Below are 15104 nucleotides of genomic sequence, written 5' to 3'. Positions count from 1 at the left end.
CCGCTCCCGGATCGACTATTCGATCACGGCGCAGGCGAGCCGTTCGCCGGCATCGCCGGAGGGCTGGCTGCGGTTGTCGTCGGATTTCGCGTGGACCATCAGCGCCCGGCCGCGAATGCCGTTTTCGGCGTTGTCGAGCACGACCATGCTGTCGAACACCTGGCCGCGCAGCACGCCGTCGCTGCCGACATACTGATTGGGCATGTCGCCGGCATGCGGGCCGTTGACGGCGAGGAAACCGTGCTCGGTCTTGCCCGGATTAAAATGTTTTCCGGCCGATTCGTGATTGTGCGCGGCATCGCATTTGCCGGTTTCATGGATATGGAACGCCACCCATTTGCCCGGCGGCAGGTTTGTCACCTCCACCTCGATCAGAACGCCGTTCTTGCCCTGGGTCATCGATGCCCGGCCGGTTTCCTTGCCGTCCTTGCCGACGAAATTGGCGATGGCCGTCTGCGACGATGCCTGCGCATAGACGGCCGTCGCCGTCGCGAGAACCAGGGCGAGCGTGGTGATCAGGCGTTTCATGGGATATTCCTCCAGTGGACGGGGATGTCCTCGGGGGAACGTGTCACCGGGCGTGCGGTTCCGAAATAATCTCCACCTCCGGGCGGAATACCCCACGGCACCGGATAAAAGCCGGATTGTTTTGCTCAATGTAAATCGCCTTGATAGTTTTCCCATCCGAGGTGCGAACGATCCACAAAACAGCGAGGCCGGAACCGATGAAGACGATTGCTCTTTTCCTCGCCGGTGCCCTTCTCACCGCGCCGGAGGACAAGCCGGCCATTCCCGACTATTTCGACGGCAACGGCGCTTCCGCCCAAACGACGATCACCCAGTGCAATCTGAATGGCGAGGACGTGAACGGGCCGTTCAAGACCTGCCGTTACGACTGCGGCAGGACACTGACGGTTGGCGCACGCCTGGTCTGCCCGTTCGTGCTGCAGCGATAGGAGAACAGAGATGGCAGGTTTCGACTGGCACGCCGATCCGATCGACCGCGATACGGCGGTCACGCCGACCTACCGGAACACCCAGAATGTCCGCCGCTTCCTCACCGCGCAGTGTGGTGACGGCTTTGCTTTCGACCGTGCCTTCATGGCGTGGATCAAGGACGGCACGGCAAAGACGATGGGCGACGTGGCGGACGAATGGAAACGGCGGAAGGCAAGCGCCAGAGCGTGAGAGCCCTACACTGCCATGTCCTCAGCCGATCACCACATCCAGCCCGATATCCAGCGTCGGCGCTGCCATGGTGATCTTCGAGGTCGAGATGTAATCGACGCCGGTTTCGGCGATGGCGCGGATGGTCTGGACGTTGACGTTGCCGGAGGCTTCCAGCTTGGTGCGGCGCGGATCGGCGGCATAGGCGGCGGCCGGTAGCTGCCAGTGGGCGGCATTGATTGCGACGGCCTCGCGGAGAGTGTCCGGCCCCATATTGTCGAGCAGGATCACGTCCGGACTGGCGGTCAGCGCCTCGCGCATCTGCTCCAGCCCGTCAACCTCGACTTCGATCTTGACCAGATGGCCGCAATAGGCGCGAGCGGCATGGACGGCAGAGGCGACGCCGCCGGAAACCGCGATGTGGTTGTCCTTGATCAGGATCGCGTCATCGAGGCCATAACGATGGTTGGAGCCGCCGCCGAGGCGCACCGCATATTTCTCCAGCGCGCGCAGCCCGGGAATGGTCTTGCGGGTGCAGCAGACTTTTGCCTTCGTGTGGGCAATTTCGGCAGCGAATTTCGAGGTGTAGGTGGCGACACCGCAGAGATGCATGAGGAAATTGAGCGCGACGCGTTCGGCCGACAGCAGGCCACGCGCCGGGCCTGAGATACGGGCGAGCACCGTGCCGGGAGCAATCCGGTCGCCATCCGCCACCAGCGCCTCGAAACGGATGACCGGATCGACCAGCCGGAAGGCGGTGCGGGCGAGTTCCACGCCAGCAACGACGCCGTTTTCGCGGGCATTCATTTCGGCGGTGGCGGTCCTGTCCGGCGCAATCGTTGCATAGGTGGTGATGTCCCCGGCGCGGCCGAGGTCTTCCAGCAGGGCGGAGCGGACCTGGTCCTCGACCATCAGGGCCGGCAGTTCGGGGCGAAGGGCTATGGGTGTCATGGCGGGCTCTTTCAGTATTAAACGGGAGGGCTTCCTCTTCTCCCCTGTGCGGGGAGAAGTGCCGAGCATGCGAGGCGATGAGGGGGTGGCACGGCACATTCCGTGTGTTTGGCTCCCCCTCATCCGGCCCTTCGGGCCACCTTCTCCCCGCTGGGGAGAAGAGAACTCTTAAACGCTTTCCGTTTCCGTCACTTCCGCGACGATCCGGTCGGCCTCGGCGAGCGTCAGGAACGTCCGGTGCTTCCACTCCGGTTTCGGGTCCGGGCAATCGGAACGGAAATGGCCGCCGCGGCTTTCGGTGCGCAGATAGGCGCCGGTGGCGATCAGCTTGGCCGTGGTGACGATATTGCCGAACCGCAGCCGCGTGTTCTGCCGCTCCAGATTGGCGATGGCGCGGATGGCATGGGCCAGGGTCTGGCGCGAGCGGATGACGCCGACATGATCGCTCATGATATGGCGCAGCGCGGTCAGCGACGGGCTGTCTTCAAGGGTAACCGGGTCATCGTTTTCGCCGGCATTGTTGCCCCAGTCGGTGATCTTCGGCTCCGGCAGCATGCCCTTGATGTTTTCGGCGATGCGGGCAGCAAAGACCACGGCCTCCAGCAGCGAATTGGAGGCCAGCCGGTTGGCTCCGTGGACACCGGTCGAAGTCACCTCACCGGCGGCCCACAGACCATCGATCGAGGTGCGGCCTTCCGCATCGGTCAGCACGCCGCCCATGTGATAATGGACCGCCGGAACGACCGGAATCGGCTGGGTCGCCGGGTCGATGCCTGCCGACATGCAGGAGGCATAGACGGTGGGGAATGCTTCGGGAAAATGCGATCCGACCGCCTTGGTGCAATCGAGGAAGGCGCCGCGCCCGGCCTGCACTTCAGCAAAGACACCGCGGGAGACGATGTCGCGGGGTGCCAGTTCGCCATCCGGATGGATGTCGAGCATGAAGCGATGACCGGCGGAATTGATCAGATGCGCGCCATCGCCGCGCAGGGCTTCGGTTGCCAGCGGTGCCGGATCGCGGCCGATATTGATGGCTGTCGGGTGGAACTGGATGAATTCCGGATCGGCGATGATCGCACCGGCGCGGGCGGCCATGCCCACGCCCTGGCCGCAGGCCTCAGTCGGGTTGGTCGTGACCGAAAAGAGATGGCCGACGCCGCCGGAGCAGAGCACGACGGCGCGGGCCGGAAACGAAACGCGCTTCTTTGACTGACCCGCATCCGGCCGGGCGATGACGCCGGAGATGAAGCGGCCCTCGCGCACCAGTTCCTCGACGACGTAACCTTCGAGTACCCGGATCGACGGCGTGTTGCGCACCGCCGCAATCAGCGCCTCCATGATCGCCTTGCCGGCCATATCGCCCTTGACGCGGACGATGCGTCGCTCGGAATGGGCAGCTTCGCGCGACAAGAGCAGCTTGCCTTCCAGATCTCGGTCGAAGGGCACGCCGTAGCCAAGCAGGTCGTGGATGCGCGCCGGACCTTCCGCCACCATCATCCGCGTCATCTTCTCGTCGACGATGCCGGCACCGGCGATCAGCGTATCGGCGACGTGCTTGTCGACGGTATCGCCCAGGCCCATGGCAGCCGCAATGCCGCCCTGCGCCCAGGCGGACGAGGCGCCGTGACCGATGGGCGCTGCGGCCAGCACGGTGACGGGGCGCGGGCTGAGCTTCAGCGCGCAGAAGAGGCCGGCAAGGCCGCCGCCGACAATGACGATGTCGTCGATGCCGTTGAAGGTCTGTGGACGGAAATGGTCGGTCAGCATTGTATTCCTCCTCCGGCAATTCTTCTCTTCTCCCCAGCGGGGAGAAGTGCCGAGCTTTGCGAGGCGACGAGGGGGGGGTCTTGCCGCAAACTCTGTTTGCTTGGCCCGCCCCCTCATCCGGCCTTCGGCCACCTTCTCCCCGCCGGGGAGAAGAGGCAGCGCTCGGCCTAGCCCTCTACTGCTTCAAATTCACCATCCGCTCGACGGCAAGCCTTGCGCGGCCGGCGATCGCCGGGTCGACAAGCACTTCCTCCGTCATGAACAGCAGGCTGTCGAGGATCTTCGGCAGCGTGATGCGCTTCATGTGCGGACAGAGATTGCACGGCTTGATGAAATCGACGCCCTTGACCTCGGCCTGGATATTGGAGGCCATCGAGCATTCGGTGACCAGCAGCACGCGAGCCGGACGCTTGTCCTTGACGTAGTTGATCATGCCCGCGGTGGAGCCGGCGAAATCGCAGACGGCGATGACGTCCGGATGGCATTCCGGATGACCGATGATCTCGATGGTGGGATCGGCTTCCTTGTAGGCGAGCAGCTCGGCGGCCGTGAAGCGCTCGTGCACCTCGCAATGGCCCTTCCAGGTGAGGATCTTCTTTTTGGTCTGCTTGGCGACGTTCATCGCCAGGTATTCGTCCGGAATGCAGAGTACCGTGTCGCTCTCCAGGCTCTCGATGACGGCGAGCACATTGGACGAGGTGCAGCAGATGTCGGTCTCGGCCTTCACGTCGGCCGACGTGTTGACATAGGTCACGACAGGCACGCCAGGATAGCGCTCCTTGAGCAGCCGCACATCGGCGCCGGTGATCGATTCCGACAGCGAGCAACCGGCCTTGCCGTCCGGGATCAGTACGGTCTTTTCCGGGTTGAGGAGCTTGGAGGTCTCGGCCATGAAGTGCACGCCGCACTGGATGATGATCTCGGCGTCCACCTTGGTGGCATCGCGCGCAAGCTGCAGCGAATCGCCGACGATATCGGCGACGCAGTGGAAAATATCCGGCGTCTGGTAGTTATGCGCGAGGATGACGGCGCCGCGTTCTTTCTTCAGCCGATTGATGGCATGCACATAGGGCGCATAGACCGGCCATTCGAAGGCGGGAACGAACTGCTTGACGCGTTCATAGAGATGCTCCGTCTCGCGGGCGATCTCCGGCGTGAACGTCAGGTCCGGCCGTTCGAGGATGCCGAAACGCTCGGCGGCGGTCTTTACCGCGCCCGAACTTCCAAGGGTCGCCTGATTCTGTGCGATCGTCATCGAGTGCTCCTCTCACCGCCCCTCCGGCGGCAAACCCATTTTTGCTCAATTTGAGCATAATAGGATCAAAACAAAACCGGCAGGGCCGGTGGATGAGACTTAGAAAGTTTTGTGACAGTTTTCAAGAATGCCCTCCCGCTATTTTCCGCGGAAGGGCAAGAATTTGTAGGTTCGTCAGGCCATCGCCGGGCGGGCCACGGCCTTTTCCTCGATCGGCCAATGGACGATGGCCGCGAAGATACCCAGCGCCACCCCGAGCCACCAGACCGGATCGTAGGACCCGAAATGGTCATAGAGATAACCGCCCATCCAGACGCCGAGGAACGAACCGATCTGATGCGACAGGAAGACGATGCCGCCGAGCAGGCCGAGATGGCGGGTACCGAACATGATGGCGACGAGACCGTTTGTCGGCGGCACGGTGGACAGCCAGAGCAGCCCCATGACCGCGGCGAAGATGATCACCGAGGTCGGCGATTGCGGCAGGAGCAGGAAGGCGGAGACGACGACCGAGCGGGCGATATAGATATAGGCGAGAAAATAGGGCTTCGAATATCTCTGGCCGATAAAACCGGCGGCCAGCGAACCGATGATGTTGAAGAAGCCGATCAGCGCCAGCGCGATCACCGCATAACGGGCGTCGATGCCGATATCGCCGATATAGGCCGGGAAATGCGCGGTGATGAAAGCCACCTGGTAACCGCAGACGAAGAAGCCGGAGATGAGCAGCAGGTAGCTCTTGTGGCCAAGCGCCTCCTTCAGTGCCTCGGCGATCGACTGCTTGTAGAGCGCTTCCTTCTGCGTGCCGGACGAGGAGTTGCCGCGCAGCGGGATCGCGAACAGCGGCACGAGCAGCATCAGCGCGCTCATGTAGAGGAGGCTGTCAGACCAGCCGAAGGCCGAAATCAGGCCCTGGCTGAGCGGCGCGAACAGGAACATGCCGGCCGAACCCGCTGCCGTGCAGATGCCGAAGGCCATCGAGCGCTGCTCCGGCGTGACGTTGCGGGCAAAGGCCGACAACAGGATGCCGAACGAGCCGGAGCCGACGCCGAGACCGACCATCACGCCGCCGCCGATATGCAGCCAGATCGGCGCATTGGCAAAGGCCATGATGACCAGGCCGCCGGCATAGACGAGGCCGGAAAAGGCCAGCACCCGCCAGGAACCGTATTTGTCGGCGATGGCGCCGAAGAACGGCTGGCTGGCGCCCCAGGCCAGATTCTGGAGCGCCATGGCAAGACCGAAGGTGGTGCGGTCCCAGCCGGTATCGGCCAGCATCGGCAGCTGGAAGAACCCCATGGCCGAGCGCGGCCCGAAGGTCAGCACGGCAATGAGGGAGCCGGCGATGATGATCAGCCAGGGCAAACCGGGGCTGGCGGCAGGTGCGCGCGTGGCGGTGGCGGATGAAACGACGGACATTAAGCGACTCCGGATGATCGGTGTGCCAATCTATGCCGGGAGCCGTCGCCAAAAAAGCGAATTAAAATGACGTTGCGATCAGCCGTATTGATGGATGGACGATTGCGCGCATAGCGCAAGGCGATGTGTTGTTTTTCAAAAATGAAAAAGGCACTTCGAGACTGCCTCTATGTCACCGGTGAAACGGCTGATAGCTTCCGGCCTAGCATCACGCGGAGGCCACCATGCTCGACAAGACCAAATCCACCGGCATCACACTCTGGGACGGCCGCACCATTCCGCGTCTTGGCATGGGATGCTGGGCAATCGGCGGACCGTTCTACGCCGGCGACGTGCCGCTCGGCTGGGGCGATGTCGACGATGCGGAATCGATCCGGGCCATCCACCGGGCCATCGATCTCGGCATCCGTTTCTTCGATACGGCGTCGAACTATGGTGCCGGGCACTCCGAGGAAATTCTGGGTGAGGCGCTCGCCTCTCATCCGGATATCGTCGTCGCCACGAAATTCGGCTTTGCCACCGATCCGGCAACGAAACAGGCAACCGGCGCCTTTGCCTCGCCGGATTTCATCCGCACGTCGCTGGAAACCTCGCTCCGTCGCCTGAAGCGAGAGCGGATCGACCTTCTTCAATTCCATCTCAACGAATTCGATCCGGTCGAGGCCGACGCGGTCTTCGACACGCTCGACACCCTGCGGACGGAAGGCAAGATTTCGGCCTATGGCTGGAGTACGGACTGGCCGGACCGGGCGGCACGCTTTGCCGGCCGCGATGGCTTCGTCTCTGTCCAGCACACGATGAACGTTCTGGAACCGGCGCGAGACATGATCGCGCTGATTGAAAAGACCGATCTCATCTCCATCAATCGCGGCCCGCTGGCGATGGGCCTGCTCTCCGGCAAGTTCGGGCCGGGCGACAGGCTGGCGGCAAACGACGTGCGCAGCGCCGATCTCGACTGGCTCAAATATTTTCGTGACGGCGTGGTCGATCCGGAGTTTTCAAGGCGGCTCGATTCGATCCGAGAGCTGTTGCGCTCGGACGGGCGGACACTGACGCAGGGCGCATTGGCATGGCTCTGGGCACGCTCGCCCAAAACACTGCCGATCCCCGGTTTTCGCACGGTAAGGCAGGTCGAGGAAAATGCCGGGGCACTGGACAAAGGCCCCCTGTCGCCTTCGATCATGGAGGCCGTGGAACAGGCTCTGCAACGGCAGTAAATCCGTTGCGTGCGTGGGAATCAGGCCCTGATCTTCATCGGCCAGCGCTCTTCCCGCGCCTTTACCACACGCATCTCTTCGCCGAGTTTGATGGTGCCGTCGCCGCGTGGCACGGCGTTCCAGCCGAACAGGACGCCCGGCACGCGGCGGTCGGCGGACATACGTTTTTCGGCCAGCCCCTGGATCGGGTTGCCGCCGATGCGCTCGCCGGACACCTGGTCCTGCGTTGTCATGATGCAGCGGGCGCAGGGTTTGACGAGGTCGAAGGTGATGCCGCCGATCTCGACGCTTTCCCAGAAATCCTCTTCCCACGGGTCGTCGTTGTCGATCAGGATATTGGTGCGGAAGCGGTCCATGCCGACCGGCTCCTGCCCCTTGGAAACCAGCGTGACGTTGAGATCGGCGAGCGATGCCGTGGTGGTGATCAACACCGGAAAGCCATCGGCAAAACCGACCGGGGCTGCCTCGCCGGCCCATTGAATGCTGACCGCACGCCGGGCATGATCATCCATATGCACCAGCTTGACCGGGCGGCCGAACCAGTCGGAGAGCGTCGTGCTGGCACTGTCGTCGGAAACGGCCGCGTTGACCTCACTATCCCAGACGCGGACATCCAGCCGCCTTTCAGGATCGAAGGACACGGTTACCGTGCGGGTGCCCATTTTCAGATGGACGCCGCCGGTCACATGCTTGGCCTCGACCCGTGCCAGCACCTGCAATTCGCGCTGGGTGATGAATTTCCCATCGGGATCGACAACCATGAAGCGGCGGTCGCCGACGAGACCATCCCGCTGGATGGAAACGGAGGTCTGCGCGATGGCGCGGCCGCTCTTCAGCGGATGAATGTTAAGACCCGTCACCTTCATGTCGTCACTCCCAGGCATTCAGATTGTGATTCAAGATCATTGCAGATTGATTCCGGTAATTACCGCAAACATCTGTCTTTGCTAGATTTCCTCGATCAGCATGCCAAGCACCGCGCGCAGCCGTTCCTGCCGTTGGCGGGCAAGCGCCCTGCCCGCCGCCGTCTGGAAGCCATCCGTCAGCTTGAACAGCTTGGTCTCGAAATGGTCAATGGCATAGGCCTTGTCGTCGAGCGGGCGGTCCTCCGCCAGCGGATCCAGCGGATCGTAAAGGCCGCTGCCCATGCGCCCGGCGATATAGAAGCAGCGGGCGGCACCGATCATGCCGATCGCATCGAGACGGTCGGCATCCTGCAGGATTTTCGCCTCGAGGCTTTCCGGCGGGATATTGGCGGAAAAGCTGTGGGTGAGGATCGCATGGGCAACGGCGGTGATCTCCGCGGTGCGCCAGCCGAGTTCGTCGAGCAGTTCGTAGGCCCTTTCGGCGGCAAGTCGAGACGCCTGGGCGCGGTGGGGAGAATTCTTCTCGACCGAGACGCAATCATGCAGCAGCACGGCGGCGGCAAGCAGGCGCAGGTCGCCGCCCTCCGAACCATGGATGCGCAGCGCGTTCTTCCAGACGCGGATCAGGTGGGCTGCGTCATGCGAACCGTCATTGCCGGAGACGGTATGCGGCAGAAGCCGTTCCGCAAGGGCTTCGTGAGGCGCAAAGGCAGCGGCGAGCGAAGACAGGTGGCTCATACGAAATCCATAGCAAAGAGACGACAGGAATCGAAGCGGTCAGGCTGTTTGACCCGGTTCCGCTTCGATGTCCACCGGCGTTTCCCGTTCCGGCGCGACGCTTGCCTTGCCGGAAAGAATCTTCTGGTAGAACAGCCCGATGCCGATCAGCACGCCGCCGAGACCGATGAAGGACAAGGCCCGCAGGAAGCCCTCGAGATTGGCCATGTCGATCAGGAACACTTTCAGCACCGCAACGAAGACCAGCACCGCCGAGGCGATGCGGATGCTCTTGGCATTGAAGCGGGAACCGAGCACCAGCAACAGCACACCGAGCAGCAACCAGACGACGGAATAGGTGTAGGTTTCGCCCTGCAGGAAGCCTTTCCAATCGGCGATGTTCTGGCCCTGCCAGAAGCGGCGCACCGACAGGGTCGCCCAGGCGAACGCAAGGATGGCACCCGTCACGGCAAGGGCCGTTACATAGGGCATCGGCCGCTTGCCGCGCGCATACCGGGCGAGACCCGCATAGCCCAGCCCCGGCAGGAGATAGCCGATCAGCAGCAGATCGAAGAACGGCACGGAGCCGAGCAGTTCACCGCTGAAATAGGGGTTGAGCCCGATCAGATGCGCGCTGAGAATCGACAGCATCGACAGGACGCCGATGACCATGCTGCCGTAACGGAACACCGGGCTCGGCGACTTCCGGTCGAGCGTCATCATGATGCCGGAGGCGCCGATGGCGAGCAGCGTGTAGATCGACTGTTCGCCGAGCGTCGGCGTGGAACTGTCGAGCACGCCGCCGTTCATGGCGTGGCGAACGAGGATGGCGACCGTCAGCAGCACGAACAGGCTGGCCAGCGCCTGCAGCAGATTGCGAACGCGCAAGCCCGGCCAGTTGCGCAGTTCGAAAGCCGAGAAAACGAGTAGCAATGCGGGGATGCCGTAGCCAGCAAGCAACGCATTGAAGACCGGCGTCGTTCCAAGGTTCTGCGGCCCGACGATGGTTGGCTCCCAGGCGATGCGGGCCAGCACGGCGATAGCCGCGCCGACCATCATCCAGGGCAGCGCCGGCCAGGACCGCAGGCGCGTGGCCGCGACATAGGCCGCTCCAAGGAAAGCGATCAGGATGGTGGTTGCAACACCATCCGTCAGCGCATGCAGCATGATGACGAAAAGACCGAAGGAGCCGGCGACCAGAAACGCCTGCGGCAGGTCGACTTTTTCGACGGAAACATCGCCGCGCGAGAACCATTCGGCAAGACCGAGGAGAGCGAGGCCTGCCGCGAGCGCAAACAATCCGTGCGGCAGATCGAACGTCAGATTGCCGGTCATCAGGAAAGACATGCCGATCAGCGCGATTGGTACGATCGCCATGAGGGCGGCCCAGATCGTCGCCAGTGGCAGCTGGTCTTTGCGATGCAGGTGATTGGCCATCGTTCCGAGCGCGATGAACACGACCGAGAGGGCCATGCTGGCGAGCATCGCCGTCGGCCCGGATACGGCAAGCGTTGCGACATGACCGGGGATAGCTGGATCGATGAACGTGAGCAGACCGCTCAGCGCCGTCATGCTCCAGACGCCGACCACCGCCACAAAGGCCGAAAGCAGAGCAGGATAGACCGCGTAGCTGCGCAAGGCGCCGAGAACCGCCAGAGCGGCGGCGACAAGACAGAACTGCGTGACAGGGTAACCGGATGCTGCGGCAAGGGGACTGATCATCGCAAGCGCCGTCAGCAGCGCGGAAATTCCTGCCGTCACCGTGATGGCGGCAAACGGCGGTGCCATCACGCGCTCCCAGGACGTGCGCGGTGTGGCGGTGGGCTCGCCGTCCGCCGTTTGTTGCGGGGCGGCATCGACATCACCGCCAGGTCTGCCCGGCCAGATGAAGCCGATGCCTCCGATCATCACCAGCATGATCAGCGTCACTGGCAGCGTTTCGAACGGCGTCGACGAGGCGATATAGGCCAGCGCCCAGAGGCAGAGGCCGATATTGGCGATTGATGGCACGACCGTCCAGCGGCGGATGCGCGCCGCGAGCAACGTGGCGATCCAGGCAACGCCGAGAAAGCCGAACAGGCTCCAGGGGCTGGGGCTTTCCGACGACACCAATGCCGGGGTGAGCAAGGACGCGAGCAGTCCAAGCCCGGCAAGGGCTTGCCCATGCAGCAGCGACAGACCGACAGTGGCGAGAGAAACCAGCGCCAGCAGCGCGAAAGCCGTGACCGGGCCGATGAAACCGTAGATGCCGTGGGCGGCATAGCAGACGCCGAACAGCGTCACCGCGCCCGCAGCGGTCAGGATGCCTGGGATCATGGCGTTCTGGAAAGCATCGGCGACCAGCGGCACGGCGCGGCGGCGGACGAATTCGCCGATACCGATGAGGACGAGACCGAAGACAGCCGCCATGAACAGCCGCACCGCCGGGCTGAGCAGGCCCGCGTCGATCGAATATTTGACCATGAAGATGCCGCCAAGTGCCAGCGCGATGCCGCCGACCCAGACGGCCCAACGCGCGCCAAGACGGCTTTCGAGGCTTTCCTTCTGCCGGGGGACAACGGCGTCGATCGCCGCCGCTCCGGCAACACGCGCCGCCACGGGCTCGCCGCGCGAGGCTTTTTCGACCGCCTCCTGACTGGGCGGCGGACCGCCGAAGATTGCGTCTCCCTTTTTGATTTCGGCGCGGCGCCTCGGCTCCACAATTTCGGGTTCGACCGGTTGCGGGAGGCTTTCCACCAGATCGCTCTGATCAGGGCTTTCCAATACTGTAACGGCGGCAGGGGAACCGGGCCGCAGTTCTTCGATCCGCGTCACTTTCTCCTTGAGCGCGGCAATCTCGATCTCCAGCCGCTCAGCCGTCTTGCGTCCGTTGAGAAGCGCTGCCAGCGCTATACCAAAGGCAACGAAAGCAATGACTTCGATCATATTTTCTCCCCAGCGCCGAGAACGGCGCAATTTCCCGGACAATACAGCTTTTCAGCCTCACGCCAAATCGAAGACGGTTGAGCGCGGCAATCTCTTCACCGGATTGTCGCGAACCTGTCATTATTCGCCGGGTATGGATGCTGCGATGCGCTTTTGCGCAGTTCCGCACCATAGGAGAAGACCATGGATCATCTTGCTGACCCGACTGCTAGCCCGGAAATCGAGAACCTGACAGAGCGGCGCGAAGCGCTCGAAGATGTCAGCCAGAACTGTTCCGCCAATCCGACAATGGGCGACATCATCAACCACCGCTTCTCGCGCCGGTCGTTCATGGCCGGGTCGCTTGCAGTCGCTGCCATCTCCACCACCGTCGGCCCGCTGGCGATCCTGACTGCGGACGAGGCGCGCGCCAACGGCGTGTCCAGCTTCGACTTCAAGGAGATCGAGGCCGGCGTCGACGAGACCCATCACGTCGCGGAAGGGTATGACGCCAATATCCTGCTGCGCTGGGGCGACAAACTGTTTGCCGACAGCCCGGACTTCGACCCGATGAACCAGACTGCCGCATCGCAGGAAAAGCAGTTCGGCTACAACAATGACTATATCGGCTTCATTCCGCTCGACGGCAATCCGGATCACGGCCTGCTCGTCGTCAACCACGAATACACCAACGCAGAAATCATGTTTCCGAACTTCACGTCGATCGTGAAGGAAACGAAGAACGGCAAGGAAGTCGAGAAGGTCCAGCTCGGAGAATACACCAAGGAACTGGTCGATATCGAGATGGCCGCGCATGGCGGCACGATCGTTGAAATCCGCAAGGTGGACGGCAAGTGGCAGCCTGTGCTCGACGGCAAGTACAATCGCCGCATCACCGCAACCACCGAAATGCAGTTGGCTGGCCCGGTCGCAGGCCATGAGCGCGTCAAGACGCCATCCGACCCAACCGGCAAGCAGGTCTTCGGCACCATCAACAACTGCGCCGGCGGCGTCACCGCCTGGGGCACCTATCTGATGTCGGAAGAAAACTTCAACGGCTATTTCGGCGGCAAGATCGCCGAGGATCATCCGGAATTCGCGCAGCTGAAGCGCCTGGGCGCACCGGGCGGCGAGTATCAGTGGTCGAAATTCTACGACCGTTTCGACGTTTCCAAGGAGCCGACGGAAGCCAACCGCTTCGGCTGGATCGTCGAAGTCGACGTGATGGACCCGAATTCGGTACCGAAGAAGCGTACCGCGGCTGGTCGCTTCAAACACGAAGGCTGCGAATCGATCGTCAACAAGGACGGCCGCGTCGTGCTCTATTCCGGCGATGACTCGCGCTTCGACTATGTATACAAGTTCGTGACCAAGGCCGCCTTCAACCCGAACGACCGCGCCGCAAACATGGACATTCTCGATGACGGCACGCTCTACGTGGCGAAGTTCGACGCCGACGGTACTGTCGAATGGATGCCGCTCATCCACGGCGAAGGCCCGCTGACGGAAGCGAACGGCTTTGCATCGCAGGCCGACGTCCTGATCAACACCCGTCTTGCTGCCGACGCACTCGGCGCCACCAAGATGGACCGGCCGGAGGATATCCAGCCGAACCCGAAGACCGGCAAGGTCTACGTGATGCTGACCAACAACACCAACCGCACGGCCGACCAGCTCGATGCTGCCAATCCGCGCGCCGAGAATGCCTTTGGTCACATCATCGAGATCACCGAGACCGACGGCGACTACGCCTCGACCAAGTCGACATGGGATGTTCTGCTGAAATGCGGCGATCCTTCGGTGGCCGAAGTCGGCGCATCCTTCTCGACGGCAACGACGAAAAACGGCTGGTTCGGCATGCCGGACAACTGCGCCATCGACACCGACGGCCGCCTCTGGGTTTCCACCGACGGCAACAACCAAAAGGCAACCGGCCGCACCGACGGGATCTGGGCCATCGACACCGAAGGCGATGCGCGCGGCACGTCGAAACTGTTTTTCCGGGTGCCTGTCGGCGCCGAAATGTGCGGGCCGAGCTTCAACCCGACGTCGGATACGTTCTTCGTCGCCGTCCAGCATCCGGGCGACGCGGGTCTTGCGACCTTCGAGAACCCGGCGACGCGCTGGCCGGACTTCAAGGACGACATGCCCGTTCGCCCGGCCGTTCTCGCCATCACCAAACAGGGTGGCGGCAAGATCGGCTGACACCCAGCCACGAAATTGAAAAATGGCGCTGCATTCGCGGCGCCATTTTTCGTTTCAAAGACCTCAAAAAGGTGCTATTTCTGCCACCAAATAAAGCACGAAAGGGATGGAGCATGGCGAGCAGAATTTTGGCGGAAACCAGCGCCAGCATCTCCGAACTGAAACGCAATCCCATGGGGACTGTGGCTGCGGGAGAAGGATTCCCGGTTGCGATTCTCAACCACAACGAACCGGCATTTTATTGCGTTCCTGCTGTGGCATTCGAAGCCATGCTCGATCGTCTTGAGGATTTGGAACTGAACGCGTTGGCTGATGCACGCGCCGGGGAAGCCGTCGTCCCCGTTGATATCAATGAGCTATAAACTGGCGTTTCTGACGCCGGCGCTGAAAGAATGGCACCAATTGGACAGCCGGACACGCGAACAGTTCAAGAAGAAACTTGCGGAGCGCCTTGAGACGCCGCGTGTTCCCGCGGCAAAATTGTCAGGCTCCAAAGATCGCTACAAGATCAAATTGCGCGCCATAGGCTACCGTCTGGTTTACGAGGTCAGAGACCTTGAGGTTGTCGTTCTGGTCATTGCCGTTGGCCGGCGTGATCGAAACGACGTCTATGTGAAAGCCGACAAGCGATAGGTT

At 62.4% G+C, this 15104-nt stretch carries 14 protein-coding genes; 6 read left to right on the top strand and 8 right to left on the bottom strand.

The window, feature by feature from the left end:
* Window positions 1-15 precede the first annotated feature (15 nt).
* Window positions 16-528, bottom strand: a complete 513-nt coding sequence (locus tag J2Z75_RS20790) for a superoxide dismutase family protein (RefSeq protein ID WP_209854702.1) — start codon at window positions 526-528, stop codon at window positions 16-18.
* Window positions 529-725: 197 nt separating this feature from the next.
* On the opposite strand from J2Z75_RS20790, the gene J2Z75_RS20785 reads away from it, so the two are divergent.
* Both J2Z75_RS20785 and J2Z75_RS20780 read left to right on the top strand, forming a co-directional pair.
* Complete coding sequence (locus tag J2Z75_RS20785) at window positions 726-956, top strand: hypothetical protein (RefSeq protein WP_209854701.1); 231 nt, start codon at window positions 726-728, stop codon at window positions 954-956.
* A 10-nt stretch (window positions 957-966) separates the two neighbouring features.
* Complete coding sequence (locus J2Z75_RS20780) at window positions 967-1188, top strand: DUF6434 domain-containing protein (RefSeq protein WP_209854700.1); 222 nt, start codon at window positions 967-969, stop codon at window positions 1186-1188.
* Between the two features lie 21 nt (window positions 1189-1209).
* Here the strand turns inward: J2Z75_RS20780 and nadC are convergent, their stop codons facing one another.
* From nadC to J2Z75_RS20760, 4 genes are all read right to left on the bottom strand, one after another.
* Window positions 1210-2118, bottom strand: coding sequence for a carboxylating nicotinate-nucleotide diphosphorylase (gene nadC / locus J2Z75_RS20775; protein WP_209854699.1), 909 nt, complete (start codon window positions 2116-2118; stop codon window positions 1210-1212).
* Between the two features lie 168 nt (window positions 2119-2286).
* Entirely contained in the window at window positions 2287-3885 is a 1599-nt protein-coding gene (locus tag J2Z75_RS20770) for an L-aspartate oxidase (RefSeq protein WP_209854698.1), read from the bottom strand.
* A gap of 175 nt (window positions 3886-4060) precedes the next feature.
* On the bottom strand, window positions 4061-5140 hold the full coding sequence (gene nadA / locus J2Z75_RS20765; protein WP_209854697.1) for a quinolinate synthase NadA: 1080 nt from the start codon (window positions 5138-5140) through the stop codon (window positions 4061-4063).
* Between the two features lie 174 nt (window positions 5141-5314).
* Window positions 5315-6559: an MFS transporter gene (locus tag J2Z75_RS20760; protein ID WP_209854696.1), complete on the bottom strand. Its 1245-nt coding sequence runs from the start codon at window positions 6557-6559 to the stop codon at window positions 5315-5317.
* A 224-nt stretch (window positions 6560-6783) separates the two neighbouring features.
* Between J2Z75_RS20760 and J2Z75_RS20755 the strand changes: the two genes are divergently transcribed.
* Entirely contained in the window at window positions 6784-7776 is a 993-nt protein-coding gene (locus J2Z75_RS20755; protein WP_209854695.1) for an aldo/keto reductase, read from the top strand.
* Between the two features lie 20 nt (window positions 7777-7796).
* Here the strand turns inward: J2Z75_RS20755 and J2Z75_RS20750 are convergent, their stop codons facing one another.
* The 3 genes from J2Z75_RS20750 to J2Z75_RS20740 form a co-directional block, all read right to left on the bottom strand.
* Window positions 7797-8642: an MOSC domain-containing protein gene (locus J2Z75_RS20750; RefSeq protein ID WP_209854694.1), complete on the bottom strand. Its 846-nt coding sequence runs from the start codon at window positions 8640-8642 to the stop codon at window positions 7797-7799.
* Window positions 8643-8723: 81 nt separating this feature from the next.
* Window positions 8724-9380: an HD domain-containing protein gene (locus J2Z75_RS20745; RefSeq protein ID WP_209854693.1), complete on the bottom strand. Its 657-nt coding sequence runs from the start codon at window positions 9378-9380 to the stop codon at window positions 8724-8726.
* 39 nt (window positions 9381-9419) lie between these two features.
* Complete coding sequence (locus J2Z75_RS20740) at window positions 9420-12284, bottom strand: DUF2339 domain-containing protein (RefSeq protein WP_209854692.1); 2865 nt, start codon at window positions 12282-12284, stop codon at window positions 9420-9422.
* Between the two features lie 183 nt (window positions 12285-12467).
* Between J2Z75_RS20740 and J2Z75_RS20735 the strand changes: the two genes are divergently transcribed.
* The 3 genes from J2Z75_RS20735 (at window position 12468) to J2Z75_RS20725 (ending at window position 15101) form a co-directional block, all read left to right on the top strand.
* Window positions 12468-14468 (top strand): PhoX family protein, encoded by a 2001-nt coding sequence (locus J2Z75_RS20735; RefSeq protein ID WP_209854691.1) that lies wholly within the window; start codon window positions 12468-12470, stop codon window positions 14466-14468.
* Between the two features lie 113 nt (window positions 14469-14581).
* A complete protein-coding gene (locus tag J2Z75_RS20730) occupies window positions 14582-14830 on the top strand; it encodes a type II toxin-antitoxin system Phd/YefM family antitoxin (protein WP_209854690.1) in 249 nt (82 codons plus the stop codon).
* On the top strand, window positions 14820-15101 hold the full coding sequence (locus tag J2Z75_RS20725; protein ID WP_209854689.1) for a type II toxin-antitoxin system RelE family toxin: 282 nt from the start codon (window positions 14820-14822) through the stop codon (window positions 15099-15101). Before J2Z75_RS20730 ends, J2Z75_RS20725 begins: the two co-directional genes overlap by 11 nt.
* Window positions 15102-15104 lie beyond the last annotated feature (3 nt).

Origin of the sequence: Rhizobium herbae (assembly GCF_017873135.1) — a bacterium.
Lineage (GTDB): Bacteria > Pseudomonadota > Alphaproteobacteria > Rhizobiales > Rhizobiaceae > Pararhizobium > Pararhizobium herbae.
Note: the sequence above shows the minus strand (reverse complement) of the source record. Positions and strands in the feature narration are given on the sequence as shown.

Bases quoted from the DNA above. Each gene is read 5' to 3' on its own strand.
- J2Z75_RS20790 (WP_209854702.1), bottom strand. From the start codon at position 528: ATGAAACGCCTGATCACCACGCTCGCCCTGGTTCTCGCGACGGCGACG.
- J2Z75_RS20785 (WP_209854701.1), top strand. From the start codon at position 726: ATGAAGACGATTGCTCTTTTCCTCGCCGGTGCCCTTCTCACCGCGCCG.
- J2Z75_RS20780 (WP_209854700.1), top strand. From the start codon at position 967: ATGGCAGGTTTCGACTGGCACGCCGATCCGATCGACCGCGATACGGCG.
- nadC (WP_209854699.1), bottom strand. From the start codon at position 2,118: ATGACACCCATAGCCCTTCGCCCCGAACTGCCGGCCCTGATGGTCGAG.
- J2Z75_RS20770 (WP_209854698.1), bottom strand. From the start codon at position 3,885: ATGCTGACCGACCATTTCCGTCCACAGACCTTCAACGGCATCGACGAC.
- nadA (WP_209854697.1), bottom strand. From the start codon at position 5,140: ATGACGATCGCACAGAATCAGGCGACCCTTGGAAGTTCGGGCGCGGTA.
- J2Z75_RS20760 (WP_209854696.1), bottom strand. From the start codon at position 6,559: ATGTCCGTCGTTTCATCCGCCACCGCCACGCGCGCACCTGCCGCCAGC.
- J2Z75_RS20755 (WP_209854695.1), top strand. From the start codon at position 6,784: ATGCTCGACAAGACCAAATCCACCGGCATCACACTCTGGGACGGCCGC.
- J2Z75_RS20750 (WP_209854694.1), bottom strand. From the start codon at position 8,642: ATGAAGGTGACGGGTCTTAACATTCATCCGCTGAAGAGCGGCCGCGCC.
- J2Z75_RS20745 (WP_209854693.1), bottom strand. From the start codon at position 9,380: ATGAGCCACCTGTCTTCGCTCGCCGCTGCCTTTGCGCCTCACGAAGCC.
- J2Z75_RS20740 (WP_209854692.1), bottom strand. From the start codon at position 12,284: ATGATCGAAGTCATTGCTTTCGTTGCCTTTGGTATAGCGCTGGCAGCG.
- J2Z75_RS20735 (WP_209854691.1), top strand. From the start codon at position 12,468: ATGGATCATCTTGCTGACCCGACTGCTAGCCCGGAAATCGAGAACCTG.
- J2Z75_RS20730 (WP_209854690.1), top strand. From the start codon at position 14,582: ATGGCGAGCAGAATTTTGGCGGAAACCAGCGCCAGCATCTCCGAACTG.
- J2Z75_RS20725 (WP_209854689.1), top strand. From the start codon at position 14,820: ATGAGCTATAAACTGGCGTTTCTGACGCCGGCGCTGAAAGAATGGCAC.